The sequence below is a fragment of the Pseudomonas sp. XK-1 genome (genome assembly GCF_038069885.1).
Taxonomy (GTDB): Bacteria; Pseudomonadota; Gammaproteobacteria; order Pseudomonadales; family Pseudomonadaceae; genus Aquipseudomonas.
Genome location: NZ_JBBPES010000001.1, coordinates 1 through 25,058 on the forward strand (window position 1 = coordinate 1; position 25,058 = coordinate 25,058).

At 64.0% G+C, this 25,058-nt stretch carries 22 protein-coding genes and 1 pseudogene; 10 read left to right on the top strand and 13 right to left on the bottom strand.

The window, feature by feature from the left end:
• On the bottom strand, positions 1 to 1,358 hold a 1,358-nt coding region (locus WMW70_RS00005; protein WP_341435484.1), incomplete at its 3' end, for an alanine/glycine:cation symporter family protein.
• A 152-nt stretch (positions 1,359 to 1,510) separates the two neighbouring features.
• Here WMW70_RS00005 and WMW70_RS00010 point away from each other — a divergent pair.
• Positions 1,511 to 2,329 carry a helix-turn-helix domain-containing protein gene (locus WMW70_RS00010; protein WP_341435485.1) on the top strand — a complete coding sequence of 273 codons (819 nt, stop codon included), beginning with the start codon at positions 1,511 to 1,513 and terminating at the stop codon, positions 2,327 to 2,329.
• A 9-nt stretch (positions 2,330 to 2,338) separates the two neighbouring features.
• Here WMW70_RS00010 and WMW70_RS00015 read toward each other — a convergent pair whose 3' ends face one another.
• Genes WMW70_RS00015 through WMW70_RS00025 form a run of 3 tightly spaced genes read right to left on the bottom strand, consistent with a single transcriptional unit; the run spans position 2,339 to position 4,100 of the window.
• Positions 2,339 to 3,010 carry a GNAT family N-acetyltransferase gene (locus WMW70_RS00015; protein ID WP_341435486.1) on the bottom strand — a complete coding sequence of 224 codons (672 nt, stop codon included), beginning with the start codon at positions 3,008 to 3,010 and terminating at the stop codon, positions 2,339 to 2,341.
• On the bottom strand, positions 3,010 to 3,453 hold the full coding sequence (locus tag WMW70_RS00020) for a GNAT family N-acetyltransferase (protein WP_341435487.1): 444 nt from the start codon (positions 3,451 to 3,453) through the stop codon (positions 3,010 to 3,012). Before WMW70_RS00020 ends, WMW70_RS00015 begins: the two co-directional genes overlap by 1 nt.
• Entirely contained in the window at positions 3,450 to 4,100 is a 651-nt protein-coding gene (locus WMW70_RS00025) for an FMN-binding negative transcriptional regulator (protein WP_341435488.1), read from the bottom strand. Before WMW70_RS00025 ends, WMW70_RS00020 begins: the two co-directional genes overlap by 4 nt.
• 90 nt (positions 4,101 to 4,190) lie before the next feature.
• Between WMW70_RS00025 and pdxR the strand changes: the two genes are divergently transcribed.
• Positions 4,191 to 5,672 carry a MocR-like pyridoxine biosynthesis transcription factor PdxR gene (gene pdxR / locus WMW70_RS00030; protein ID WP_341435489.1) on the top strand — a complete coding sequence of 494 codons (1,482 nt, stop codon included), beginning with the start codon at positions 4,191 to 4,193 and terminating at the stop codon, positions 5,670 to 5,672.
• Between the two features lie 145 nt (positions 5,673 to 5,817).
• Here pdxR and WMW70_RS00035 read toward each other — a convergent pair whose 3' ends face one another.
• The 4 genes and pseudogenes from WMW70_RS00035 to WMW70_RS00050 all read right to left on the bottom strand — a co-directional run bounded on the left by WMW70_RS00035 (position 5,818) and on the right by WMW70_RS00050 (position 10,289).
• Complete coding sequence (locus tag WMW70_RS00035; RefSeq protein WP_341435490.1) at positions 5,818 to 6,573, bottom strand: substrate-binding periplasmic protein; 756 nt, start codon at positions 6,571 to 6,573, stop codon at positions 5,818 to 5,820.
• 88 nt (positions 6,574 to 6,661) lie between these two features.
• Entirely contained in the window at positions 6,662 to 8,113 is a 1,452-nt protein-coding gene (locus tag WMW70_RS00040; RefSeq protein ID WP_341435491.1) for an alanine/glycine:cation symporter family protein, read from the bottom strand.
• A gap of 444 nt (positions 8,114 to 8,557) precedes the next feature.
• A pseudogene (locus tag WMW70_RS00045) lies at positions 8,558 to 8,686 on the bottom strand (dicarboxylate/amino acid:cation symporter); the annotation flags it as partial.
• Between the two features lie 178 nt (positions 8,687 to 8,864).
• Complete coding sequence (locus tag WMW70_RS00050) at positions 8,865 to 10,289, bottom strand: aspartate ammonia-lyase (RefSeq protein WP_341435492.1); 1,425 nt, start codon at positions 10,287 to 10,289, stop codon at positions 8,865 to 8,867.
• Between the two features lie 378 nt (positions 10,290 to 10,667).
• On the opposite strand from WMW70_RS00050, the gene WMW70_RS00055 reads away from it, so the two are divergent.
• Entirely contained in the window at positions 10,668 to 11,573 is a 906-nt protein-coding gene (locus WMW70_RS00055) for a LysR substrate-binding domain-containing protein (RefSeq protein ID WP_341435493.1), read from the top strand.
• A gap of 70 nt (positions 11,574 to 11,643) precedes the next feature.
• Here the strand turns inward: WMW70_RS00055 and WMW70_RS00060 are convergent, their stop codons facing one another.
• Positions 11,644 to 12,327 carry a heavy metal response regulator transcription factor gene (locus tag WMW70_RS00060; RefSeq protein ID WP_341435494.1) on the bottom strand — a complete coding sequence of 228 codons (684 nt, stop codon included), beginning with the start codon at positions 12,325 to 12,327 and terminating at the stop codon, positions 11,644 to 11,646.
• A gap of 338 nt (positions 12,328 to 12,665) precedes the next feature.
• Here WMW70_RS00060 and WMW70_RS00065 point away from each other — a divergent pair, with 338 nt between their 5' ends.
• Together WMW70_RS00065 and WMW70_RS00070 are read left to right on the top strand one after the other, a co-directional pair.
• Positions 12,666 to 15,557, top strand: coding sequence for an ATP-binding protein (locus WMW70_RS00065; protein ID WP_341435495.1), 2,892 nt, complete (start codon positions 12,666 to 12,668; stop codon positions 15,555 to 15,557).
• A complete protein-coding gene (locus tag WMW70_RS00070; RefSeq protein ID WP_341435496.1) occupies positions 15,547 to 16,644 on the top strand; it encodes an HD domain-containing phosphohydrolase in 1,098 nt (365 codons plus the stop codon). The genes WMW70_RS00065 and WMW70_RS00070 overlap by 11 nt, the downstream gene beginning before the upstream one ends.
• Positions 16,645 to 16,716: 72 nt before the next feature.
• Here the strand turns inward: WMW70_RS00070 and WMW70_RS00075 are convergent, their stop codons facing one another.
• The 4 genes from WMW70_RS00075 to adhP form a co-directional block, all read right to left on the bottom strand.
• Positions 16,717 to 17,829, bottom strand: a complete 1,113-nt coding sequence (locus WMW70_RS00075; protein ID WP_341435497.1) for a polyamine ABC transporter substrate-binding protein — start codon at positions 17,827 to 17,829, stop codon at positions 16,717 to 16,719.
• A 61-nt stretch (positions 17,830 to 17,890) separates the two neighbouring features.
• Entirely contained in the window at positions 17,891 to 18,925 is a 1,035-nt protein-coding gene (locus tag WMW70_RS00080) for a histone deacetylase family protein (RefSeq protein WP_341435498.1), read from the bottom strand.
• Between the two features lie 259 nt (positions 18,926 to 19,184).
• Positions 19,185 to 20,177, bottom strand: coding sequence for an AraC family transcriptional regulator (locus WMW70_RS00085; protein ID WP_341435499.1), 993 nt, complete (start codon positions 20,175 to 20,177; stop codon positions 19,185 to 19,187).
• Between the two features lie 226 nt (positions 20,178 to 20,403).
• Positions 20,404 to 21,426 (bottom strand): alcohol dehydrogenase AdhP, encoded by a 1,023-nt coding sequence (adhP, locus tag WMW70_RS00090; RefSeq protein WP_341435500.1) that lies wholly within the window; start codon positions 21,424 to 21,426, stop codon positions 20,404 to 20,406.
• Positions 21,427 to 21,703: 277 nt separating this feature from the next.
• On the opposite strand from adhP, the gene purE reads away from it, so the two are divergent.
• The 5 genes from purE to WMW70_RS00115 all read left to right on the top strand — a co-directional run bounded on the left by purE (position 21,704) and on the right by WMW70_RS00115 (position 25,000).
• Positions 21,704 to 22,195 (top strand): 5-(carboxyamino)imidazole ribonucleotide mutase, encoded by a 492-nt coding sequence (purE, locus tag WMW70_RS00095; protein ID WP_341435501.1) that lies wholly within the window; start codon positions 21,704 to 21,706, stop codon positions 22,193 to 22,195.
• Positions 22,195 to 23,280, top strand: a complete 1,086-nt coding sequence (locus tag WMW70_RS00100; RefSeq protein ID WP_341435502.1) for a 5-(carboxyamino)imidazole ribonucleotide synthase — start codon at positions 22,195 to 22,197, stop codon at positions 23,278 to 23,280. Before purE ends, WMW70_RS00100 begins: the two co-directional genes overlap by 1 nt.
• A gap of 57 nt (positions 23,281 to 23,337) precedes the next feature.
• Positions 23,338 to 24,096, top strand: coding sequence for a substrate-binding periplasmic protein (locus WMW70_RS00105; RefSeq protein WP_341435503.1), 759 nt, complete (start codon positions 23,338 to 23,340; stop codon positions 24,094 to 24,096).
• Between the two features lie 90 nt (positions 24,097 to 24,186).
• Entirely contained in the window at positions 24,187 to 24,432 is a 246-nt protein-coding gene (locus WMW70_RS00110) for a GlsB/YeaQ/YmgE family stress response membrane protein (RefSeq protein WP_341435504.1), read from the top strand.
• A gap of 31 nt (positions 24,433 to 24,463) precedes the next feature.
• Positions 24,464 to 25,000: a DUF3299 domain-containing protein gene (locus WMW70_RS00115; RefSeq protein WP_341435505.1), complete on the top strand. Its 537-nt coding sequence runs from the start codon at positions 24,464 to 24,466 to the stop codon at positions 24,998 to 25,000.
• The last annotated feature ends 58 nt before the right edge of the window (positions 25,001 to 25,058 follow it).

The following is a 25,058-nucleotide window of genomic DNA, read 5'->3' on the forward strand; positions in this document are numbered from 1 at the left end:
TCCAGGTCGGCGAAGTTCTTCGCGTCCAGTACCGGCGACTCCACGCCAGCCTTGATCTGGCTGTCGTAGTCGCGCATCAGACGCAGGCCGACCTTGAACAGCAGTACCAGGGCGATCAGGTTGCAGATGGCCAGCAGGCCCATGGTCACGTCGGCGAAGGCGAACACCGTGCCCAGATCCTGCACCGAACCCCAGAGTACCAGCGCCACTACCAGCACACGGTAGACCATTACCGGGCCGCGCTTCTGGCTGAAGAAGCCCAGGGCGTTCTCACCCAGGTAGTAGTTGTAGATCAGGGTGGTGAAGACGAACAGCAGCAGGGCGACGCTGACGAATACCCGGCCCCACTCGCCGACCACGCTGGCCATGGCGGTCTGGGTCAGGACCACGCCGGACACTTCCATGCCCGGCTGGTAGACGCCGGACAGCAGGATGATCAGTGCGGTGCAGCTGCACAGGATGATGGTGTCGATAAACACGCTGAGCGACTGCACGATGCCCTGGGCCACCGGGTGCTTGACCTCGGCGACGGCGGCGACGTTGGGCGCACTGCCCAGACCGGCTTCGTTGGAGAACAGGCCGCGCTTGACGCCCATGATGATGGCCGCGCCGATGCCGCCGGCAAAGGCCGGTTCCAGACCGAAGGCGCTCTTGAAGATCAGCGCGAACACGGCCGGTACTTCGCCCAGGTTCAGGCCGATCACCACCAGTGCCATGGCGATATAGGAGAAGGCCATGACCGGTACCAGCACGTCGGCGAACTTGGCGATGCGCTTGATGCCGCCGAAGATGATCAGGCCCATTACCACGGTCAGAATCGCGCCGCTGACAAAGGTCGGCAGGCCGAAGGTGTCATGCATCGAGCTGGCCACGGTGTAGGACTGCACGGCGTTGAAGCCGAAGCCGAAGGTCACCAGCAGCAGGATCGACACGACGATGCCCAACCAGCGCTGACCGAGGCCGTGCTCGATGTAGAAGGCCGGGCCGCCACGGTAGGTGCCGTCTGCTTCGCGGCGCTTGTACAGCTGGGCCAGGGAGCACTCGAAGTAGCTGGTGGCCATGCCGACCAGCGCCACGACCCACATCCAGAAGATCGCGCCGGGGCCGCCGAGCATGATCGCCACCGAGACACCGGCGATATTGCCGGCACCGACGCGACCGGCTACGGAAAGCATCAACGCCTGGAACGAGCTGAGCTGACCGGGCTGGTGTTTGAAGGCCTCGCTGAAGATGCGGAACATGCTGCCGAAGTAGCGGAACTGAACGAAACGCGAGGCGATGGTGAAGTACAGACCAAGGCCGATCAGCATCACGATCAGCAGCTTGCTCCAGATCAGATCATTGAGAATATCGAGCATGGCAGGCGAGTCTCTCTCTTGTTGTTCTGGTTGGAAAAATGCGGGAGTCGAATGGTTGAGCAGACGCGTTCGTCGTGCAATTTCGCAGGTCGCGGCGACTTGGTGCGAGTTGATGCTAGAATCGCGTCACTTGCATCATCAGGCCGTGCCATATGTCCGATCACCTCGGCAACAACCTCAAGCTGCTGTGCAGCCACTACCGTTCGATTGCCGAGGTCTGCCGCAAGCTGTCGATCAACCGTGCCCAGTTCAACCGCTACCTCGGCGGGCAGAGCCGGCCCACCGCCTACAACCTCAAGCGCATCTGTGATTTTTTCGGGGTCGAGGAGTACGAGCTGAGCCTGCCCAGCGAGCAGTTCGCCAACCTGATCGGCGCGCGTGCGCCGGGCCAGGCGACGGGCAGTCGCAGCGATGCGCTGATGGAGCTGCTCAAGCCGCTGCGCGCCCATGCCGGCAATCTGTCGCGCTATTGCGGTTACTACTTCGAGTACTCCAACTGCATGTCAGTACCAGGCACGGTGCTGTTGTCCCTGGTGCATTTGTGGGAGGAGGACGGCGACTTTCTGTTCGAGCGCCAGGAGCGCCAGGAGCGTTCCGCCAGCGCCGACGTGCAGGCTGAGGACTGGGTGCGCTGCCGCTACCTGGGTGCCGCGTTCCAGCTGCAGGACCGCCTGTTTCTGTTGGATTACGAGTCACTGACCCTCAACGAGATGAGCCAGACCATCCTGATCCCCAGCTACAAGAGCCGTATCACCCGCCTCAATGGCCTGAAGACCGGTGTCTCCAGCGGCGACCGGCGCAACCCGGCCTGCACCCGCGTGGTGTGGGAATACCTGGGTACAGAGATCAACCGCATCAGTGCCTACCGCCAGGTGCGCCTGTACCGTCCGGACGACCTGCGCATCGACGACGACGTGCGCCAGCGCCTGGCGGTGGCACCGCTGCAGAATGGCCTGTTCGAGATCGAATAGGCCGCAGGGCTATTTTCTCAAATCTTCCAGGCGCTGTTTCTGCTGGCCCTCGGCATCGAAGTTGTCCGCCGCCAGCCAGCGCTGGAAGGCGTCGCGCACTGCCGGCCAGTCGCCGTCGATAATGGCGAACCAGGCGGTATCGCGGTTGCGGCCTTTGCGCACCATATGCTGGCGGAACAGGCCTTCGGCACTGAAACCGAAGCGCTCGGCGGCGCGCAGCGAGCGTGCGTTGGCGGCATCGCACTTCCATTCCAGGCGGCGATAGCCGAGGTCATCGAAGGCGTGGCGGGCGAGCAGATAGATCGCCTCGGTGGCCCCTGGCGTGCGCTGCATGGGCGCGCCGAAGGCGACATGGCCGATCTCGATGCAGCCATCCTGCGGGGTGATGCGCAGGTAACTGAATAGACCCAGGGCTTTGCCGCTGGCGTTGTCGAGCACCGCGTAGAACAGTGGGTCGTGACTGCTGGCGTTGCCGGCCAGCCAGCTATCGAACGCGGCCCGTGAGTTGAACGGGCCGTAGGGCAGGTAGTCCCACAGCGCTGGGTCCGGCCCCTGCAGCGCGGCCCATAGATCGTCGCCGTGGCGTGCCGGGTCGAGTGGTGCCAGGTGCACGAAGCGGCCATGCAGCTCACGCCGGTCGGGTGTCGGGCGCGGCTGCCAGTGGCTGAGGTCGGCGGTCATCAGAAGAGCTTCCTGTACTGGATAAAACCGGAGCGGTCGGCGATGCGATCGTACAGCTGCCTGGCGTTGCTGTTGCTTTCCTGGGTCAGCCAGTGCACGCGGCTGGCACCGGCGGCACGGGCCTGGGCGTAGACGTGCTCGATCAGCAGCCGGCCGATGCCATCGCCGCGCAGGCCATCGGCGACGAACAGATCCTGCAGGTAGCAGTAATCGCCCACCGTCCAGCAGGAACGGTGGTAAATAAAATGCACCAGGCCCACGGCGCGCCCATCCTGCCAGGCCAGTGCGGCATGCATGGGTTCGGCCGGCTCGAGAAAGCGCTGCCAGGTGATTGCGCTGACCTCGGCGGCGATCTCGGCCTGGTAGAAGTCCAGATAGGCCTGCCAGAGTGGTAGCCAGGCGGCGTGATCGGCAGCGGTGACGGGACGAATTTCAATGCTCATGGCGCTTCCTTGGCTAAGTGTGGGTGACTGATCTGTGCGGCCAGTTCGCGGTCGCGGGGATCGAGGCTGGCGGCCAGACCTTCGCGCACGCCGGCCTGGTCGGCCTGGCTGCGGTTCTGGCCGAGCTTCCATTTGCCCTCCAGGCGTTCGATGGGCAGGGCGAAACCGACGATGGCGCGCAGCATGCTGTCGATGTAATCGCGGGGTGCATCGCTGACCGCCCATGGCTGCGGACGTTCGGCTTCATGCAGTGCGCTGAGACGGCTGACCAGCTGCAGCAGGCGCTCGGCGTCATCGAACACCTCGGCGCGGCCATGGGCCTGCACGCTGATGTAGTTCCAGGTCGGCACCACCTTGCCGTGTTCGGCCTTGGCGGCGTACCAGGACGGGCTGATATAGGCCTCCGCGCCCTGGAAGATCACCAGCGCCGGGCTACCGTCTGCCAGGTCGCGCCACTGCGGGTTGGCCCTGGCGAAGTGGCCGTACAGCGTGCCGTAGGGCCCTTCGTCGGCTTCCAGCAGCAACGGCAGATGGCTGGCGAGCAAACCCTGTTTGCCGTGGCTGACCAGCGTCGGCAGGCGGCTGGCGCGCATCTGCTGGTGCAGGGTGGCGAGGTCGTCCTGGCGGAAGGCGGCGGGTGTGTACATGGGCGGGCTCCTGAGCTGATGAGCCATGCTAGGCAAGATATTGGTCTGTTGTAAGATCCACTTTCTGTGACTTCTATGGAGCCAATCGCCATGCCTGTCCCGTCTGCTCCGCCGCTCCCGGTTGATCTGTCCGGCATCCAGCTCGATGCGCAGCAGGGCCTGGCGCGTCAGCTGTATCAGGCGCTGCGCGAACGCATCCTTGATGGCCGCCTGCAACGCCGCACGCGTCTGCCGGCCAGTCGCGATCTGGCGAGCCTGCTGGGTATCTCGCGCAACACTGTGACCCGCGCCTTCGATCAGTTGTATGCCGAGGGCTATATCGAGGGGCGTATCGGTGCCGGCACCTATGTGGCCGAGTTGAGCGGGGCGACGCGGCCAACTCCAGCGCCCCCAGTGCAACTCTCCGGCAGTCCGCAGAGTGCGGCCTTGCAGCTGTTGCAGACGCACCATCTGAACCCGCCATTAAGCGGCGCGCCACGGGCGTTTCGGGTCGGCGTGCCGGCTTTCGATCTGTTTCCCTTCGAGACCTGGGCGCGCTTGTCCGCGCGCTTCTGGCGCAAACCGTCGCCGGCGCGCCTGGGCTATGGCGACCCGGCCGGTGATTGGCAGTTGCGCGAGCTGATCGCCGCCTACCTGCGCAACAGCCGTGGCCTGCACTGCAACCCGGCGCAGATCGTCGTCACCCATGGCGCGCAGCAGGCCATCAGCCTCTGCGCGCAGTTGCTGGTCACGCCTGGCGCGCGGGTGGCCGTGGAGAACCCCGGCTACCGCGCTGCCGGGCATGCCCTGGCGATAGCCGGGGCGCAGCTGTGCGGCGTGGCGGTGGATGATGAGGGCCTGAACACCACTGCGCTGGAGCAGATCGAAGGCTGTCGACTGGTTTACCTGACGCCGTCGCACCAGTACCCGACCGGCGTCACTCTGTCGCTGGCGCGGCGGTTGCAGTTACTGGAGTGGGCCGAGCGCAATGACGGCCTGATCATCGAGGACGATTACGACGGCGAGTACCGCTACAGCGGCACGCCCTTGGCACCCCTGGCCGCCCTCGACCGTCAGGGCCGGGTGCTGTATGTCGGCACCTTCTGCAAGATCACCTTTCCGGCATTGCGTCTGGGCTATCTGGTCTTGCCGCCGGCGTTGGCCGAAGCCTTCGCCCGCCGCCGCGCCCTGGATATGCGCCATTCGGAAATCGGCACTCAGGCAGTGATGGCCGAATTTATCGCCGCCGGGCATTTCCAGCGGCATATCCGTCGTATGCGCAGCGCGGCACGCAGCCGGCGCGATGCGCTGCTGGCCGGTTGGCCTGCGGATGTGCCGGGCTGTGCGCCGCTGCCAACGGTGGAGGCGGGGCTGCATCTTTGCGTGCGGGTGGCCAGCCTGGCCCGCGAGCGCGAGCTGATCAGCGCCGCCGCAGGGGTTGGCGTGGAGATGACCGCGCTCAGCAGTTACTGGCTGCCGGACAGCAGCACGCCGGAAGATCAGCGCGCCGGGCTGGTGCTGGGTTTTGCCGCGGTGCCGGAGGCGCAGATCGCCGAGACCCTTCAGGCGTTGCGAAGGGCCTGGGGCCTCTAAAAGAACTATCGTTTCGCCAACGCCTGCGTGTAGCGCGCCGCGCACACCAGGTAGCAGATACCCGGTTGTCGCTGGTGCGCATGGCGCACCCTACACCGCTACGTCGCAGCCGTTTGCTTAATGATCACTGCCCCAGTGGCCCGATTCAGCACAGCTCAGGGTTTTTCGCGCAGCTGCCGTAGCCTTCGCTGCGCATCTGTTCCAGGGCGGCCTGCAGGCGTTCGACCACTTCGTCGGGGGTGTCCTTGTTCAGCGCCAGGTACAGCTGCGAGGTTTCGAAGCTGAGCAGGGTTTGTAGATCGTCGACGCCCTGTTCGCGGGCGTAGAAGCGCCAGACCGGGTCGGAAGTGGCCCACAGGTCGATCTGCCCGCGTTGCAGTTTGCGGATATTTTCCTGGTCGCGCAGGGCGTTCTGCGGGGTAAAGCCCAGGCGCTCCAGATGCTGGCTGACCGCCGCGCTCTGGTAGGCCCCGATGCGGTAGGCCTTGGCCTGTTCCAGATTGGCCAGTTGCGGGCTGCTGCCCTTACGGCCGACCAGCACGCTCTGGTACTGGGCGATGGGGCCGACCCACTTGAACAGCGGCTTGCGCGCCTCGCTCAGGGAGGTGGAGAACAGGCCGTGGTTGGGCTTGCTCAGGGTCTGCTGGTAGATGCGGTCCCAGGGGAAGCGCAGGGTCAGGCTGTAGTCGATGCCGGCACGCTTGAACATCTCGCGCACGATATCGGCACTGAGGCCTTGGATATTGGCGTCGCGGGCGAAGTTCTTGCCGTTGCTGGCCATATTGAAGGGCGGGAAATTCTCGGTCAGCAACACCATCTTGTAGCCGGGCGGCAAGGCGGCCTGACTCAGGGGGCTGAGCAGCAGGCAGAACAGCAGGGCAGCGAATAAAGGGCGGCGCATGGTCTGGCACTCCGATGGGAGAGGGCCGCGCGAGCCGATGGCCGTGGGCCCAAATAAAAACGCCCGACTCTAGGCCGGGCGTCGGGGCTTAACGCTGATGTGCGGTGTTGCCGATTTCCACATGGTTGCTGGTCACCGGCTTGGCAGCTGGTGCTGGATTCGACCAGACGCCTGGGTCCAGATCCAGGTCGGCGAAGTTCTTCGCGTCCAGTACCGGCGACTCCACGCCAGCCTTGATCTGGCTGTCGTAGTCGCGCATCAGACGCAGGCCGACCTTGAACAGCAGTACCAGGGCGATCAGGTTGCAGATGGCCAGCAGGCCCATGGTCACGTCGGCGAAGGCGAACACCGTGCCCAGATCCTGCACCGAACCCCAGAGTACCAGCGCCACTACCAGCACACGGTAGACCATTACCGGGCCGCGCTTCTGGCTGAAGAAGCCCAGGGCGTTCTCACCCAGGTAGTAGTTGTAGATCAGGGTGGTGAAGACGAACAGCAGCAGGGCGACGCTGACGAATACCCGGCCCCACTCGCCGACCACGCTGGCCATGGCGGTCTGGGTCAGGACCACGCCGGACACTTCCATGCCCGGCTGGTAGACGCCGGACAGCAGGATGATCAGTGCGGTGCAGCTGCACAGGATGATGGTGTCGATAAACACGCTGAGCGACTGCACGATGCCCTGGGCCACCGGGTGCTTGACCTCGGCGACGGCGGCGACGTTGGGCGCACTGCCCAGACCGGCTTCGTTGGAGAACAGGCCGCGCTTGACGCCCATGATGATGGCCGCGCCGATGCCGCCGGCAAAGGCCGGTTCCAGACCGAAGGCGCTCTTGAAGATCAGCGCGAACACGGCCGGTACTTCGCCCAGGTTCAGGCCGATCACCACCAGTGCCATGGCGATATAGGAGAAGGCCATGACCGGTACCAGCACGTCGGCGAACTTGGCGATGCGCTTGATGCCGCCGAAGATGATCAGGCCCATTACCACGGTCAGAATCGCGCCGCTGACAAAGGTCGGCAGGCCGAAGGTGTCATGCATCGAGCTGGCCACGGTGTAGGACTGCACGGCGTTGAAGCCGAAGCCGAAGGTCACCAGCAGCAGGATCGACACGACGATGCCCAACCAGCGCTGACCGAGGCCGTGCTCGATGTAGAAGGCCGGGCCGCCACGGTAGGTGCCGTCTGCTTCGCGGCGCTTGTACAGCTGGGCCAGGGAGCACTCGAAGTAGCTGGTGGCCATGCCGACCAGCGCCACGACCCACATCCAGAAGATCGCGCCGGGGCCGCCGAGCATGATCGCCACCGAGACACCGGCGATATTGCCGGCACCGACGCGACCGGCTACGGAAAGCATCAGCGCCTGGAACGAGCTGAGCTGACCGGGCTGGTGTTTGAAGGCCTCGCTGAAGATGCGGAACATGCTGCCGAAGTAGCGGAACTGGACGAAACGCGAGGCGATGGTGAAGTACAGACCAAGGCCGATCAGCATCACGATCAGCAGCTTGCTCCAGATCAGGTCATTGAGAATATCGAGCATGGGGTCTCTCCCTTTTTTGTATTTATCGGGGGATTAATGGTGATGACGCCGCAGCGCCGCCCGGTTAGGGCGACGCTGGCGGACGGCACGGGTGCTCCGTGTACCGGGAGCCCGAGCAGTCGGTCGGTGGCGAGGGTTGTGCGCCGACACAGAAACCCCGCGATGGCTAATGGCATGCCATAAACCGCCGCAGGAGGATTCGCCAGCGAGCCGACTGAACCGGCTGTCAGGCACTAGGGCAACGGGGGTGGCCCGTTGTCTGGCGGAGAGAGACGACCGGGGTCGAATGCGTTCATGTGTTCACCCTGTGTGGTTATTTTTATTGCCCTGGATGCCGATGGGCATCTCGTTGGCTGCCGGCTCCTGCCGGCGCTGCCGCTGCGCCGGGTTGGCGCAGAAGCCCCGCACAGCCTTGTGCGGGTGTTGCCCGTGAGCAGCGTCGCGTTATTGCGCGTTGTCGCTGTTGTAGATGTCGCGATCCAGCGCCTTCTCGCTGCTGCCAATCAGGGTGGTGGTCATCAGGTCACCGGCGACGTTGACCGTGGTGCGCGCCATGTCGAGGATGCGGTCGATACACAGCGGCATACGCCGCACAAAGCCCAGGGGAAAGGTCGTGCTCTGACTCATGTGGTTCATCCGAATTGTTGTTGTAGATACAGCTGTCTGCGCAGCCGTGAGTGCTGTCGCCGGTCAGGCGAGGGTGGAAAGCACCGCGCCGCACAAAGCGGCGGCGCGGGGTATGACTCGGTTATCAGGCCTTGAGGGGCACCAGGCGCGGCGCGATCATGTTTTCGGGCCGCAGGATGTCGGCCAGGGTGGCGTCGTCCAGCAGGTTCTCTTCGCGGACCAGCTCCAGTACGCCGCGGCCGCTGTCCAGGGCCAGCTTGGCGATGCGGGTGGCGTTCTCGTAGCCGATATAGGGGTTGAGGGCGGTGATCAGGCCGATGGAGTTTTCCATCAGCGCGCGGCAATGCGCCTCGTTGGCGGTGATGCCGACCACGCAATGCTCGCGCAGCATGTCCATGGCGCGCTGCAGCAGACGGATCGAGTCGAAGATCTTATAGGCGATCAGCGGCTCCATGACGTTGAGCTGCAACTGCCCGCCCTCGGCGGCGATGGTCAGGGCCAGGTCGTTGCCGATGATCTCGAACGCCACCTGGTTGACCGCCTCGGGGATCACCGGGTTGACCTTGCCGGGCATGATCGAGCTGCCCGGCTGGCGCGCCGGCAGGTTGATCTCATTGATCCCGGTGCGCGGGCCGCTGGAGAGCAGGCGCAGGTCGTTGCAGATCTTCGACAGCTTGACCGCGGTGCGCTTGAGCATGCCGGAGAACAGCACGAATGCGCCCATGTCCGAGGTCGCCTCGATCAGGTCGGCGGCCGGTACCAGCGGTTGGCCGCTGATGGCGGCGAGACGGTCGACCGCCAGTTGCTGATAGCCCGGGTCGGCGTTGATACCGGTGCCGATCGCGGTGCCGCCCAGGTTGACCTCGGTGAGCAGCTCCGGGGCCAGGCTCTTGAGGCGCGCCAGGTCTTCGCCGAGGGTGGTGGCGAAGGCGCGGAATTCCTGGCCGAGGGTCATCGGCACGGCGTCCTGCAGCTGGGTGCGGCCCATCTTCAGGACGTGGGCGAACTCCTCGCCCTTGGCCGCGAACGCGCCGATCAGGCTGTCGAGGCTGGCCAGCAGGCTGTCGTGGCCGAGCAGCAGGCCGAGGCGGATGGCGGTGGGGTAGGCATCGTTGGTCGACTGCGCCATGTTCACGTCGTTGTTCGGGTGCAGGTGCTTGTACTCGCCCTTGGCATGACCCATGGCCTCCAGGGCGATGTTGGCGATCACCTCGTTGGCGTTCATGTTGGTCGAGGTGCCGGCACCGCCCTGGATCATGTCGACCACGAACTGCTCGTGGAAATCGCCGCGGATGATCCGCGCGCAGGCTTCGCTGATGGCCGCGTGCTTGGCCGCGCTCAGGTGGCCCAGTTCGCGGTTGGCATCGGCGGCCGCCTGCTTGACCATGGCCAGGGCGGTCACCAGTTTCGGGTAGTGGGCCAGGGGCACGCCGGACAGGCGGAAGTTGTGCACGGCACGCAGGGTCTGGATGCCGTAGTAGGCCTCGGCCGGAACTTCGAGGGTGCCAAGCAGATCTTTTTCGACGCGGAAGGATGCAGCAGCGGACATGATGAGTATTATCTCGGAAAGTGCGGCTAATGCCGCGATGCCCCGTAGGTTAGGGCTCCTGGCGCGATGCTGGCCAATGCTGTTAAACGCTGGGTCATGCACAATCGGCATAATGTCGGCGTGACGTCCTGAAGTCGCCGGACGTATAGGCGTAGGGTGGATGAGTAGTAGGGTGGGTTAGCGACGCCGTAACCGATCTATATCCCACATGCGGTTGTGGCGCGGCGCGTAACCCACCAGGCGATCAATCGTGTTGCGCCTGTGGTGGGTTACGCCGCGTCTCAAGTGGCGTGATGTTGGCAATGGCGGCAAGCGGCTAACCCACCCTACGCGCCTCCCACAGTGCCTTGCCTCGAACATCGACCTTGTGGAGACGAGATGAACCTGGAAACCAAATGGCTGGAAGACTTTGTCGCCCTGGCCGCTACCCGCAGCTTCTCCCAGGCGGCGCAGAAGCGCTTCGTCACCCAGCCGGCCTTTAGTCGGCGGATTCGCAGCCTGGAAAACATGCTCGGCCTGACCCTGGTCAACCGCGCCTGCACCCCGGTGGAGCTGACCGAATCGGGCCAGCTGTTTCTGGTCACGGCGCGCAGCATGGTCGAGCAGCTCGGCGAGGTGGTGCGTCATCTGCACAACGTCGAGGGCCAGCAGGGCGAGGTGATGCAGATCGCCGCCGCCCACTCGCTGACCCTGGGTTTTTTCCCGGAATGGATCGCCAGGTTGCGCCGCGAAGGCCTGCCGCTGAATACCCGGCTGGTGGCGACCAACGTCGGCGAGGCGGTGCACTCGCTGCGCGAAGGCGGCTGCGACCTGATCCTCGCCTATTACGATCCGGATGCCGCGCTGCAGATGGACCCGGAGATCTTTCCCTCGCTGCACCTGGGGCGCACCGAAATGCTTCCGGTGTGCGCGGTGGGTGAAGATGGCGCGCCGCTGTTCGACCTCAACAGCGGCCAGAGCGTGCCGCTGCTGGCCTACAGCGCCGGGGCCTTTCTCGGCCGCTCGGTCAACCTGCTGCTGCGCCAGCGCGGGCTGCGTTCCACCACGGTGTACGAAACCGCGATGGCCGACAGCCTGAAGAGCATGGCCCTGCAGGGCATGGGCGTGGCCTGGGTGCCGCGGCTGTCGGTCACCGCCGAACTGAGCCGTGGCGAACTGGTGATCTGCGGCGACGAACAGTGGCAGACGCCCCTGGAAATCCGCCTGTACCGCTGCGCCCTGGTGCGCAAGGCGTCGGTCAGGCTGTTGTGGCGCAAGCTGGAGGGTGTGGTGGGCGCGGCCTAGCTGGCACGTTCGACCACGCCAGGTCCCCAGCCGGCGTTGTGCTGGTCAACGATGTGGAGGGTGGCGGGGGTCAGGTCGTCGCGGGGACTTCCAGGCGGTAACCCATGCCGCGCACGGTATGGATCAGCTTGATCTCGAAGTCGTCGTCGATCTTGGCGCGCAGGCGGCGAATGGCCACCTCGATAACATTGGTGCCGCTGTCAAAGTCGATGCCCCACACCTGGGACGCGATCAGGGACTTGGACAACGCCTCGTCACGGCGGCGCAGCAGCAGTTCGAGCAGCACAAACTCGCGGCTGGTCAGCTCGATACGGTGCCCGCCACGGCTGGCCTTGCGCGAGATCAGGTCGAGTTCGAGGTCGGCCACCGCCAGCCGGGTTTCCTGGGGTTGGTTACCGCGGCGGCGCAGCAGGGTATTGACCCGTGCCAGCAGCTCGGTGAGGGCGAAGGGTTTGATCAGGTAGTCGTCGGCACCCAATTCCAGGCCCTTGACCCGATCCTCGACCAGGTGACGGCCACTGAGCATCAGCACCGGCACCTGATTGCCACTGGTGCGGATGCGGCGCAGCACCTCCAGGCCATCCATACCCGGCATCATCACATCGAGAATCAGCAGGTCATAGCTACTGCTCTTGAGATAGGCCAGCACATTGACGCCGTTGGCCACCGCATCCACGACAAAGCCCGAGGCCATCAGGCTGGTGCGCAGGTAGGCGCGCAGCTCGTTATCGTCTTCGGCAATCAGCAGCTTCATGGTGTAACCCTTAATGCCTATCTCTTACGGACCTGACTCCGCGCAGGCCTAAGCGCTGCCATACCCACATCCTGGTTGCAATGGTGCCCGATCAGCAGGGCAAAGACAGTTGCTCCCCCCGCTATGGGGGCCACAGGGAGCTTACGCCGATGAGTTGCTCCCTCGCTATGGGGCCGCAGGAAGCTTACGCCGATGTAATGATGATGTCAGTTTGATGTCATGGTTCCAGCATTAGACTCGCGCCCCATCACCTTAGCCGAATGATGCCTCAGCGCAACAGCGCGGTTCTGACCACTGTCTTGCATGGCCCGCTGCCCCCCCCCCCGGAACCCTCAACCATGTCCAATACCTCTGCTTTTGGCCTGCGCAAATGGATCTGGCGCGCTTTCCTGCAAAGCGCCCTGATCCCATTACTGCTGGTGGAGACGGTGCTGATTGGCACCTACCTGCTGACCAATAGCGAAATCCGCGATGCTCAGATCGGCCACCTGCGTGAGACGGCGCTGGGCGATCTGCAGACCACGGCCCGGCGCGAGTCCCACATCGTGGGCGAGCAACTGGTGCGGATCGATGCCCTGGCCCGACTCTACACCGAGCTGACGGCCAAGGCCCTGAGCAGTCCGGCTGCGGCGGCAGCCGATAACCTGGCCCTGAGTGCCGAGGGGGTGCGCTACAGCCCAGAGGATCTCGGCGGGGCCGCGGTGTTCTATTCCAATGCCACCCCGGCGGCGCGCCAGGATCTGGACAAGGTCGCCCGTCTGAGCCGCCTCGATCCGCTGATGCAGCAGATTCAGGCGCAGAACCCGCTGGTGGCCAGCATCTACTTCAACAGCTGGGACAGCCTCAACCATATCTATCCCTGGTTCAACACCCAGGAACAGTACCCCCATGACATGGTCATCCCCGACTACAACTTCTACTACCTGGCCGATGCCGGGCGGAACCCGACGCGGGATGTGGTCTGGACCGATGTCTACCTGGATCCGGCCGGCCATGGCTGGATGATGTCGGCGATCGCGCCGGTTTACCGTGGCGATTTTCTCGAGGGGGTGACCGGGCTGGATATCACCGTCAGTGGCCTGCTCAGTCAAATCGGTCAGCTGCAGGTTCCCTGGAATGGCTACGCCATGCTGGTCGGCAAGGACCTGAGCATCATGGCCATGCCGCCGGCCGCCGAGGAAGACTTCGGCCTGGACGAATTGACCCAGCACAGTTACGAGGAGGCCATTCGCCGCGAGCTGTTCAAGCCCGAGGATTTCAACCTTCACCAGCAAGCGGCCACCGGGGACCTGGCCAAGGTCATGGCGCGTCAGCCCGAGGGCGTCGAGCGGGTGTTTTTTAACGGGCGCGCCCATCTGGTGGCTTGGTCCACCATCGCCCAGACCGGCTGGCACCTGCTGACGGTGGTCGAGGAAGCAGATGTGTTTGCTCAGACCAACAGCCTGGCCAGCTATTACCAGCAGATCGGTTATCTGCTGATCGCCGGTCTGGCGCTGTTCTACCTGTTGTTCTTCAGCTTTATGTGGTGGCGCAGTCTGAAACTGAGCCGCCAATTGCAGCGCATGATCGCCGGCATTTCGGCCATGATGAAGGAAATTGGTGCCGGCCATTGGCACCCGGCGCACGCGTCCATGGCGATCCGCGAATTCGAGGAAGTGGCTGAGCATGCCCTGAGCATGGGCGCGCAGCTGGAGCAGAGTGAGCAGGAACGCAGCCTCACCCAGCAACGACTGGAGCTGGTGCTCGACAGTGCCACCGAGAGCCTCTGGGAATGGAACCTGGCCGAGCAGCAGATGCAACTGCGCGGGCGTCTGGTGAATCGCCTGGGGGTTGGCGACCGCTTCAATGACCCTGCGGCCTTTATGCAACTTATTCATCCCGAAGACCGGGAGCAGATCGAGGCCGTGCTGGCTGAGCTCGACCGGGGCAGCCGTGATGACTACCAGACCAAGTTCCGTATCCGCGATGCCTCGGGCCAGTATCACTGGCTGCTCAGTCGCGGCCGGGTGCTGGCGCGTGACCCGCTTACTGGCGTAGTCAGCCAGTTGGCCGGTACCCATATCGACATCGACGACCTCAAGCGTGTCGAGGAGGAGCTGCGCCGGGCGACCCTGCAGGCACAGGAAGCCAGCCGGGCCAAGTCGCGTTTTATCTCCAGTGTCAGCCACGAGCTGCGCACCCCGCTCAATGCCATCCATGGCTTTGCCCAGCTGATGCGCATGGAACGCCAGGCCGGCCTGGCTACTGAGCATGCCGACTATCTGGATGAGATCCTCAAGGCCAGCCAGCACCTTGATCAGCTGGTGGCTGATGTACTGGATCTGTCCGCTGTACAGGCCGAGCGGCCGCAATTGGCCTTGCAGGTGGTGGATGTGGGGCCGCTGATGGCCGAATGTGCCGATCTGGTGCGCCTGCAGGCGCAGGATCAGGGTCTTGCCTTCAACCTCGATCGGCCTGGCCAGCCCGTGCAGGTCATGGCCGACCCCCGACGCTTGCGCCAGGTGCTGCTCAACCTGCTGTCCAATGCACTCAAGTACAACCACCCGGGCGGACAAGTGACGCTCAGCTACCAGGTGGCCGCAGGTCATATCCGTCTGCTGGTGGAAGACACAGGCCTGGGCATTGCACCGGCGCTGCAGGCGCAGTTGTTCGAGCCCTTCCAGCGCCTGGGGCGGGAGAACTCGGCGATCCAGGGTACCGGCATCGGTCTGGCCCTGTGCCGCGAGTTCGCCGAGCTCATGGGCGGTCATATGGGCCTGCACAGTGAGCCGGGCATCGGCAGCAGTTTCTGGATCGAGTTGCCCCTGGCCGAGCAGGCCAACCAGGTGCCTGCTGTGCGAGTGCAGTCCGCCGCCGGTCTGCCACGGCTGTTCTACGTCGAGGACAACCCGGCCAGCCAGTTTCTGGTGCGCAAGGCCCTGGCCGACCTGGCCGAGGTGGAGGTGATCGGCGATGGCCGTGAGGCCCTGTGCAAGCTGCTCAGTAATCCCCCCGAGCTGCTGTTGCTGGATATCAACCTGCCGGGACTCGATGGCATCTCGCTGCTTGGCGAGTTGCGCCGCAGCCCGCAGGGGCGTGCGTTGCCGGTAATCATCCTGAGCGCCATGGATAACCTGCAGCGTCTGCATGAACTGGACTGCCAGGGCCTGCTCAGCAAGCCCCTGGACCTTGAAGAACTGCGCGGCCTGGTAAGCGCTCTGCTGCACGAGACGATCGAACATGCTCAGTGAGTTCCGCTCTGCCAAGGTTGTTGTGATTGACGACATTGCGGCCAATCTACGCCTGCTCGAATCCAGCCTGCGCGCCTGTGGTCTGCGCCAGGTACAGGGTTTCACCGACTCGGCTGCCGGCCTGCAGTGGCTGCAGAGCAACCCCTGGGATTTGCTGTTGCTCGACCTCGACATGCCGCAGCCCAGTGGTTTTGAGATTCTCAAGGCCCTGGCCGGGCGTGATCGCATGCGTCAGCCGGTTATCATCGTCACCGCCTTGGGCGATCCTCAGGATCGCCGCAATGGCCTGGAGCTGGGTGCCAACGACTACATCTGCAAGCCGCTCGACCTGCACGAGCTGCTCTTGCGGGTCAACAGCAACCTGCAACTGAGCAGCGCCCGGCGGGCCTTGCTGGAAGAGCGCGACGGCCTGGAGCACAAGGTGGCTGAGCGCACCCGTCAGTTGGAGGAGAGCTTTCAGGCGGTGATTCGTGGCCTGACCCGTGCTGCCGACTACAAGGACAATGAAACAGGCAGTCACATCATACGGATCGGGGCCTCGGCTGCACGCCTGGCTGAGGCCCTTGGTGAGCCATCCGCCTGGGTTGAGCTGCTGCGCCTGGCTGCTCCCATGCATGATGTGGGCAAAATCGGCATTGCCGATTCGATTCTGCTCAAGCAGGGGCCGCTAACCGCCGAGGAGCGAACGGTCATGTGCCAGCATGCGCAGATCGGTCACGATATCCTGCGCGACGAGGTGCGTTCGCCCTTGCTGGAACTGGCCGCCGAAATCGCCCTCAACCATCATGAGAAATGGGACGGCAGTGGTTATCCGCGAGGTCTGGTAGGGGAAGCTATTCCGCTGTCGGCGAGGATTGTCGCCATTTGCGATGTGTATGACGCTCTGCGTTCGAGTCGGCCTTACAAGCAACCCTGGAGTGCCGAACGGGCCCAGGCCTTTATCCGCGAGCAGGCCGGCCTGCACTTCGATCCGCTCCTGGTGGAAGTGATAAGCAGCCTGTTCGAGGAGTTCGAGGCCATTCAGTGCGGGCTGGCCGAACCGCCCTGCGAACCAGCCGGGCAAACCTGGAGCCACTCTGCCGGCTAGCCAGGCAAGGATGTATCGGCCGTGCCAGCCCCTGGTGAGTCAGCCCCAGGGCTTGGACCTGGGGCGGCCGGCTCAGGTGCCCGACTTGATGGTGTTCCACACCCGGGTGCGGATGCGTTCGACCTTCTGCGGCAGCGGCTGCAGCACGTAGAGGGTTTCTTGGGCTGCGGCGGTGGGGGTCAGGCCGGGGTTGTCGCGGATTTCCGCGCCCACCAGCGACATGCCGTCCTTGTTCGGGTTGGGGTAGCCGAGGAAGTCGGAGATAGGCGCAACCACTTTCGGGTCGAGCAGGTTGTTGAGGAACTCGTGGGCCTCGCTGACGTTCTTCGCGCTTTTCGGGATGGCGAAGGAGTCGTACCACAGCGGCGCGCCTTCCTTGGGCAGACGCCAGTCGACCACCACGCCGTTGCCGGCTTCCTTGGCGCGGTTGGCGAACTGGTAGAAGCTGCCGGAGTAGCCGATGGCCACGCAGATGTCGCCGTTGGCGATATCGGTCATGTATTTGGCTGAGTGGAAGTAGGCGACATAGGGACGGATCTTCAGCATCAGCGCACTGGCCTTTTTGTAGTCCGCCGGGTTGGTGCTGTTGGGGTCCAGGCCCAGGTGGTGCAGGGCGATGGGCAGGATATCGCCGGGCGAATCGAGCATGGCCACGCCGCACTGCTTGAGCTTGCTGATGTTCTCTTCCTTGAAAATCAGGTCCCAGCTGTCCACCGGCGCATCGGCACCGAGCACGGCCTTGACCTTGTCCGGGTTGAAGCCGATCAGTACGGTGCCGTACATATAGGGCACGGCGTACTGGTTGCCGGGGTCGTTGGCGGTCATCAGTTCGAGCAGGCCTGGGTCCAGGTGCTGCCAGTTGGGCAGCTTGCTCTTGTCCAGGGGCTGGAACACCCCGGCCTTGATCTGGGTGTCGAGGAAGGTGTTGGTCGGCACCACCAGGTCATAGCCGGAGTTGCCGGTGAGCAGCTTGGCTTCCAGGGATTCGTTGGTGTCGAACACGTCCCAGGTCAGCTGGATGCCGCTCTTGGCCTGAAACTCCTTGGGCACCGAGGGCAGCATATAGTCGGCCCAGTTGTACACGCGCAGTTCGCGCGGCTTGTCTGAGGTTTGCGCCTGGGCCGCGGTGGCCAGCAGGGTTGCGCCGCAGATGGCGACGGCGAGCAGGTGTTTGATCGTGTTCATCGTGTCTCACCCCTGAATCATTATTGATGGTGTGTTGGCTGCCGTGCTTTGCGCGTGCGGCCTATGCGTTAGCTGCTTCGAACCCTTCCAGCACATTGACCGCGTTGACGCCGATCGCCTCGACCGCATATCCGCCCTCCATGACAAACAGGGTCGGCTTGCCGAGGGCGGCGATGCGCTTGCCCATGGCCAGGTAATCCGGGCTGTCGAGCTTGAACTGGGAGATCGGATCGTCCTTGAAGGTGTCCACGCCCAGCGACACCACAATCACTTCGGCGTCATATTCGGCGATGCGCTGACAGGCTTCATCCAGCGCCGCGCTCCACACTTCCCAGGGGCTGCCCATGGCCAGCGGGTAGTTGAAGTTGCAGCCTTCACCGGCCCCGATACCGTGCTCGTCGGCATAGCCGAGGAAGAACGGAAATTCTTCGGCCGGGTCGCCATGGATCGAGGCGAACAGCACATCGCCGCGCGTATAGAAGATGTCCTGGGTGCCGTTGCCGTGGTGGTAGTCGACATCGAGGATTGCCACGCGCTGCTTGCCCTGGTCGAGAAAAGCCTGGGCGGCGATGGCGGCGTTGTTCAGGTAGCAGTAGCCGCCCATCAGCTCGCCGGCGGCGTGATGGCCCGGTGGGCGGCACAGGGCAAAGGCGCTATGGGCACCATTGGCAATTTCCTGCTGAGCGCTAAGGGCGACTTGCGCGGCGCTGTATGCCGCCTGCCAGGTGCCGGCGGTAATAGGTGCGCCGCCATCGAAGCTGTAATAGCCGAGCTGGCCGTGCAGATCTTTGGGGATCACCTGGCGCAGGGTGCGCGCCGGCCAGGTAAAGGGCAGCAGGTCGCCGCTGCCGTTCTGCGCCAGCCAGCGATCCCAGGCCCCGGCGAAGAAATCCAGGTAGGCGGCGCTGTGGATACGTTCGATCGGCCCGCGGCCGAAATCCTCCGGCGGGCGCACTTCGCCGAGCTGGCGATCCTTGACCCGCGCAAGGATATGGTCGGCGCGTTGCGGTTTCTCGAAACAGGGCATCAGCTGGCCATCGATCAGCTCGCAGCTGCCGTGGTGCAGGTGATGGTCGTCGCTGTAAAAGGTCAGCATGCAGGTGGCTCCCAGGCTTGTTGTTCTGGCAGCCATTGTTCGCCGCTAATGCGCGGTGAAAGAACGCTGATAACGGCCAATAGGGGATCGAAGTGGCCAAAAAAATCGCCGGGAGCGATTTTTAAAGTCGCGCAGCGATGGCCTGTGGGTGGCCGCCATCAATTTCACGCCCAGGGTGGTGCTCTGTAGGAGGCGCTTTAGCGGCGAGCTTTTCCGGGTCGCGGCTGAAGCCCCTCCCACACATGCGCCTCTCTACCATTCAGGCGCGAAACCGGCTGGGCGGCACCCCGCTCCAGCGCTGGAAGGCGTGGCGGAAGCTGGCGGTTTCGCTGAAGCCCAGGTGTTCGGCGATGCGGCAGATTGGCCAGTCCTCCTGGCTCAGGAGGTCTTTCGCCTGTTCGAAACGCAGCTCGTCGAGCAGCTCCTGGTAGTGGGTGCCGAGCTCCTGCAGATGCCGGCGCAGGGTGCGCGGCGAGCAGTGCAGCTGCTGGGCCAGCAGTTCCAGCCCCGGTGGCGTGCTGAGCTGGTCGCCGAGCAGTTGGCGTACCCGCGCCAGCCAGGCCTGGCGGGTAGTGAATTCGGCGTTCTGCTTGCGGCAACGGGCGAGCATCTCGCGGTGGGTCACCGGGTCGGCCAGGGGCAGGCGCTTGTCCAGCCAGGCGGCGGGGAAGGCGAAGGCGTTGCGCCGGGCGTTGAACTGCAACGGGCAGGCGAAGCTCAGCGGGTAGCGGGCGCTGTAGGTCGGTTCGGCATAGCGGAACTGCGCGGCACTCAGCTCAAGGCGCTGGCCGAGCAGGTCGTCGCAGATCAGCTTGAGCGAGGCCAGGCACATTTCCAGGTTGAACACTTCCAGGGCGGCGGCGTGCCGATAGTCGTCGGCGCTGACCCAGGCCAGTTCGCCTTCCACCTGCAGGTCCAGCCTGAAGTAGGTGCCGAGCAGGGCCGGGTACTGCAGCAGCAGCCGCCAGGCGTCACCAAAAGTGGCACTGGAGAGGGCGGCGTAACCAACCATGCCATAGGCCGAGATATGCATGCGCCGGCCCAGTTCGAGGCCCAGGTCGTTGCGCAGCAACAGGGCGTTGGCGCATACCTGCAATTCCTGGGTGCGGGTGATGCGGGTGTCGGCGCAGCCCAGGTCGGCCGCGGCGATGCCGCTGTCGGCCAGCAACTGCTCGGTTAGTTCGGGCTGCTCGGCGAACAGATCGAGAATCAGGGACACCACATGCAGGGTGGTCAGGTGGGCATGCAACATCGGAGATAACCGCAATAGTTCGGAATGCCCGAATGAAGCAAGAACTATGCCGCGGCATCGCAGCGGTCGGGCGTGATTCGGGCCGCTGCGGTTTCAATCATAAGCACGGCGCACTGGCAAAGCCGGAAGTGCGGCAAGCGCTGGACCTGGTCATCGACAAGAAATCGCTGGTGCAGGCCGTCCGTGGCCCTGTTTGGCAGGCGCTCTCAGCGCGTTGGGGGCGTTTTTACAGCTGCATGACCATCCGACCTTCGATCTGCCCGGCACGCATCTGCTCGAAGATGCTGTTGATGTTCTCCAGTTTGTCGGTGTGGTAGGTGGTCTTGACCAGGCCCTCTGCGGCGAAGTCCAGGGCCTCCTGCAGGTCGGCGCGGGTGCCGACGATGGAGCCGGTGATGCTGATGGCCTTGAGCACCACGTCGAAGATCGGCGTGGGGAAATCACCCGGCGGCAGGCCGATCAATGCCACTGTGCCGTGCCGCCGCGCCATGCCAATGGCCTGGCCGAAAGCGCTGTTGGACACTGCGGTGACCAGCACGCCATGGGCACCGCCGATATCGCGCTGGATCACCTCGACCGGGTTTTCCTTTAGTGCATTGATGGTCAGGCTGGCACCGAGTTTACGTGCCAGTTCCAGTTTGGCGTCGTCGACATCGATGGCCGCTACATGCAGGCCCATGGCCTTGGCATATTGCACTGCGACATGGCCGAGCCCGCCGATACCGGAAATCGCCACCCATTGGCCCGGTCGCGCGCCCGTTACCTTCAAGCCTTTGTAGACGGTGACGCCGGCGCAGAGAATCGGGGCGATTTCCGCGAACTCGATATTTTTCGGCAAGATACCGACGAAGTTCGGGTCAGCCAACACGTACTCTGCGTAGCTGCCATTGACCGAGTAACCGGTGTTTTGCTGGCTTTCGCAAAGGGTTTCCCAGCCGGTCAGGCAATGCTCGCAGCAGCCGCAGGCGGTATACAGCCACGGCACGCCGACCCGGTCGCCTTCTTTGACGCGCTTGACGCCGGAACCCACCGCGGCGACATAGCCGACGCCCTCGTGACCGGGGATAAAGGGCAGGCTGGGTTTCACCGGCCAGTCGCCTTCGGCAGCATGCAGGTCGGTATGGCAGACACCACAGGCCTCGATTTTTACCAGGATCTGCCCAGGGCCGGGCAGTGGCACCTTGACCTCCTCGATGCGCAGCGGCTGGCCAAAGGCATGGACGACGGCGGCTTTCATGGTTTGGTTCATGGTGCGATCCTCGCTTGATATACAAAAGAGACAAGCACTGTGTACCGATGAGGACTGCAGGTGTTGTTTCAGCGCAATGTTTTGGCTTGCGTCGGGTAACTCTGGATAAACGGTAGGAGTGGCTGCTCGCCAAGCCTGGCTTTACGGTATACTGCGCGGCCTTTTTCGCACACAAGCCACGCCGGTCATCCCGCGTGGCTTGTTGGTTTTGGACGCGCCGCCACAGCGACGCACACTTTTGCTGCGCCGCGAGGCGCCCGATAGAAGAGGCACGACGATGAGCGCACTGGTTGGCGTGATCATGGGCTCCAAGTCCGATTGGTCCACCCTTAGCCACACCGCCGAGATGCTGGATAAGCTGGGCATTCCCTATGAGGTCAAGGTGGTGTCTGCCCACCGCACCCCGGACCTGCTGTTCCAGTACGCCGAACAGGCTGAAGAACGCGGCATTCAGCTGATCATCGCCGGTGCCGGCGGCGCGGCGCATCTGCCGGGCATGTGTGCGGCCAAGACCCACTTGCCGGTACTCGGTGTGCCGGTGCAGTCGGCGGTGCTTTCGGGGGTCGACTCGCTGCTGTCGATCGTGCAGATGCCGGCCGGTATTCCGGTCGCCACCCTGGCCATCGGCAAGGCCGGTGCGGTCAACGCCGCGTTGCTGGCCGCGAGCATCCTCGGCCACCAGCACCCGCAGTTCCATGTGCGTCTCAAGCAGTTCCGCCAGGAGCAGACTGAGACCGTGCTGGATAATCCGGACCCGAGGGACGCGTAATGAAGATCGGCGTAATAGGTGGCGGCCAGCTGGGCCGCATGCTGGCTCTGGCGGGCACCCCGCTGGGGATGAACTTCGCCTTCCTCGATCCGGCCCCGGATGCCTGCGCCCAGGCCCTCGGCGAGCATATCCGCGCCGATTACGGCGATCAGGATCATCTGCGCCAGTTGGCCGACGAAGTGGACCTGGTGACCTTCGAGTTCGAGAGCGTGCCGGCCGAGACCGTGGCCTTTCTCTCCCAGTTCGTGCCGGTCTACCCCTGCGCAGAATCGCTGCGCATCGCCCGCGACCGTTGGTTCGAAAAGTCGATGTTCAAGGACCTGGGCATCCCCACGCCCGAGTTCGCCGATATCCACTCGCAGGCCGACCTCGACGCCGCGGCCGCATCCATCGGCCTGCCGGCGGTACTCAAGACCCGCACCCTGGGTTACGACGGCAAGGGCCAGAAGGTTCTGCGCCAGCCTGACGATGTAGTCGGTGCCTTTGCCGAGCTGGGCAGTGTGCCCTGCATCCTCGAAGGTTTCGTGCCCTTTACCGGCGAAGTGTCGCTGGTGGCGGTGCGCGCCCGCGATGGCGAGACGCGCTTCTACCCGCTGGTGCACAACCGCCACGACAGCGGCATCCTGGCGCTGTCCATTGCCAGCAGCGATCACCCGCTGCAGGGCTTGGCCGAAGACTATGTCGGCCGGGTGCTAAGCAAGCTCGACTATGTCGGCGTGATGGCCTTCGAATTCTTCGAAGTGGACGGCGGCCTCAAGGCCAACGAAATCGCTCCGCGGGTGCACAACTCCGGGCACTGGACCATCGAAGGGGCCGAGTGCAGCCAGTTCGAGAACCACCTGCGCGCCGTCGCCGGCCTGCCGCTGGGCTCGACCGCCAAGATTGGCGAGAGTGCGATGCTCAACTTTATTGGTGCGGTGCCACCGGTCGAGCAGGTCATTGCCATCGACGACTGCCATCTGCACCACTACGGCAAGGCCTTCAAGGTCGGCCGCAAGGTGGGTCATGCCACCCTGCGCTGCGCGGATCGCGCGACCCTGGACCAGCAGATCGCCGCAGTCGAGGCGTTGATCGCCAAAGGCTGAACGCCACGCAGTATTCATGGCTAAGCTCTTGCGTATGGCCACACCAAGAGCTTCGTCATGAAGTACCTGCTTCTGCTGTGTTTGCTGTACCTGCCGCTCTGCCATGCCGAACAGCTGTTACGCGCCGATTACCGTGAGCGCCCGCCGGAAATGCAGGCCCTCGACGCCCTGCCTGTCGGGCCGCTGATCGAGGTGCTGGATACCGCGGCCCGGCGCGTGGACGCGCGTATCGAATGGCGATACGCACCCTTCGCGCGCAGCCTGGAAGACCTCAAGACCGGGCGCATCGACCTGGTGCCGCGGGTGCTGTTCACCACCGAGCGCACGGCCTATGTGCACTACCTGCCAGCCATCGGCACCCAGCGCAAAAGCATCCGCTTTATCGTCAGACCCGGCCAGGAGACCAGCCTGCGTGACTATGCAGACCTGCGCGAGCGGCTGATCGGGGCCAAGCGCGGCACCGCCTATTTCGAACCCTTCGACAGCGATAAGCTGCTGCGCAAGAGCCTGGCCACTGACGACTACCTGCTCGCCGGGATGTTCCGTGCCGGTCGCCTGGATACGCTGGCGGTGCTGGATGCCGAGGCCATCGAGGCGCAGTTCCACAAGATCGGCTTCAGCGATTACCGCTATGCCGACTACCGCTACGAGCAGTCCATCGGCAATTACTTCGGTGCCTCCCTGCGCCTCTATCAGGGCCAGAAGCAGGCGCTCTACGACCAGCTGGCACAGCAACTGCGGCAGATGCGCGACAGCGGTGAAATCGCCCTGATCTACAATCGCTATGGCGTGACGCCGCCGGGCAGCGTCGAGTAGCTCGGCCACCCGGGTGAACGGCCCGGCACTTGAACGGTCTGATCAACGGTAACTTCAGTACAGCCTATCCCTACTCCGGAGCGACTCGGCATGAGCATTATCGGCACTATTCTTATCGGCCTGATCGTGGGCCTGATCGCACGTTTTCTCAAACCCGGCGATGACAGCATGGGCTGGATCATGACCATCCTGCTCGGCATCGGCGGTGCCATTGCCGCTACCTACGGTGGCCAGGCCCTGGGGTTCTACCAGCCGGGCCAGGCGGCAGGCTTTCTCGGTGCCGTAATCGGGGCGGTGGTTTTGCTGGTAATCTATGGCGCAATCAAAAAGAACTGACCCCAAGCCCTCTGCGACCGCGAGCCTGTCCATGCGCCATCTGTTGTTGCTGCCCCTTGTGCTGATAAGCAGCCTGGCCTGCGCCGAGCTGCCGGAAACCGACTGGCTCGAACTGATGCCGGAAGAAGACCGCCTGGCCCTGGAAACCATGCCGGAAATCAGCCACGAAGGCGCGGAAATGGAGAGCGGCTTCTATATCCCCGGCGGACTCAAACAGCAGACCGCCGACCTTCCCGCGGTGATGTACTCGACCAAAACCGTCCCCGCCTTCGACGGCAAACAGATTCGCCTGGGCGGCTACCCCGTCCCCCTGGAAACCGACGCCGCCGGCCGCAGCACCCTGTTCTTCCTGGTGCCATACCCCGGTGCCTGCATCCACGTCCCGCCACCGCCACCCAACCAACTGGTGCTGGTGCGCTACCCCAAAGGCATCGAACTCGAAGATATCTACGCCCCGCTCTGGGTCAGCGGCACGCTGAAGATCGAACAGGTCAACAACGACCTGGCGGATGCGGCGTATGCGCTGGAGGCGGGGGTGGTTAGGGTGGTGGAGGAAAGCGATCTGTAAGAGTCATGTGCTGGAGTCTTCCGGCACATATTGGTTACTTCTACTGGCCGAGCAAGAT

Excerpts from the sequence above, each read along its gene's own strand:
- WMW70_RS00115 (WP_341435505.1), top strand. The coding sequence starts at position 24,464 with ATGCGCCATCTGTTGTTGCTGCCCCTTGTGCTGATAAGCAGCCTGGCC.
- WMW70_RS00110 (WP_341435504.1), top strand. The coding sequence starts at position 24,187 with ATGAGCATTATCGGCACTATTCTTATCGGCCTGATCGTGGGCCTGATC.
- WMW70_RS00100 (WP_341435502.1), top strand. The coding sequence starts at position 22,195 with ATGAAGATCGGCGTAATAGGTGGCGGCCAGCTGGGCCGCATGCTGGCT.
- WMW70_RS00040 (WP_341435491.1), bottom strand. The coding sequence starts at position 8,113 with ATGCTCGATATTCTCAATGACCTGATCTGGAGCAAGCTGCTGATCGTG.
- WMW70_RS00050 (WP_341435492.1), bottom strand. The coding sequence starts at position 10,289 with ATGTCCGCTGCTGCATCCTTCCGCGTCGAAAAAGATCTGCTTGGCACC.
- WMW70_RS00085 (WP_341435499.1), bottom strand. The coding sequence starts at position 20,177 with ATGTTGCATGCCCACCTGACCACCCTGCATGTGGTGTCCCTGATTCTC.
- adhP (WP_341435500.1), bottom strand. The coding sequence starts at position 21,426 with ATGAACCAAACCATGAAAGCCGCCGTCGTCCATGCCTTTGGCCAGCCG.
- WMW70_RS00055 (WP_341435493.1), top strand. The coding sequence starts at position 10,668 with ATGAACCTGGAAACCAAATGGCTGGAAGACTTTGTCGCCCTGGCCGCT.
- WMW70_RS00075 (WP_341435497.1), bottom strand. The coding sequence starts at position 17,829 with ATGAACACGATCAAACACCTGCTCGCCGTCGCCATCTGCGGCGCAACC.
- pdxR (WP_341435489.1), top strand. The coding sequence starts at position 4,191 with ATGCCTGTCCCGTCTGCTCCGCCGCTCCCGGTTGATCTGTCCGGCATC.
- WMW70_RS00080 (WP_341435498.1), bottom strand. The coding sequence starts at position 18,925 with ATGCTGACCTTTTACAGCGACGACCATCACCTGCACCACGGCAGCTGC.
- WMW70_RS00025 (WP_341435488.1), bottom strand. The coding sequence starts at position 4,100 with ATGTACACACCCGCCGCCTTCCGCCAGGACGACCTCGCCACCCTGCAC.
- WMW70_RS00070 (WP_341435496.1), top strand. The coding sequence starts at position 15,547 with ATGCTCAGTGAGTTCCGCTCTGCCAAGGTTGTTGTGATTGACGACATT.
- WMW70_RS00065 (WP_341435495.1), top strand. The coding sequence starts at position 12,666 with ATGTCCAATACCTCTGCTTTTGGCCTGCGCAAATGGATCTGGCGCGCT.
- WMW70_RS00010 (WP_341435485.1), top strand. The coding sequence starts at position 1,511 with ATGTCCGATCACCTCGGCAACAACCTCAAGCTGCTGTGCAGCCACTAC.
- WMW70_RS00060 (WP_341435494.1), bottom strand. The coding sequence starts at position 12,327 with ATGAAGCTGCTGATTGCCGAAGACGATAACGAGCTGCGCGCCTACCTG.
- WMW70_RS00015 (WP_341435486.1), bottom strand. The coding sequence starts at position 3,010 with ATGACCGCCGACCTCAGCCACTGGCAGCCGCGCCCGACACCCGACCGG.
- WMW70_RS00035 (WP_341435490.1), bottom strand. The coding sequence starts at position 6,573 with ATGCGCCGCCCTTTATTCGCTGCCCTGCTGTTCTGCCTGCTGCTCAGC.
- purE (WP_341435501.1), top strand. The coding sequence starts at position 21,704 with ATGAGCGCACTGGTTGGCGTGATCATGGGCTCCAAGTCCGATTGGTCC.
- WMW70_RS00020 (WP_341435487.1), bottom strand. The coding sequence starts at position 3,453 with ATGAGCATTGAAATTCGTCCCGTCACCGCTGCCGATCACGCCGCCTGG.
- WMW70_RS00105 (WP_341435503.1), top strand. The coding sequence starts at position 23,338 with ATGAAGTACCTGCTTCTGCTGTGTTTGCTGTACCTGCCGCTCTGCCAT.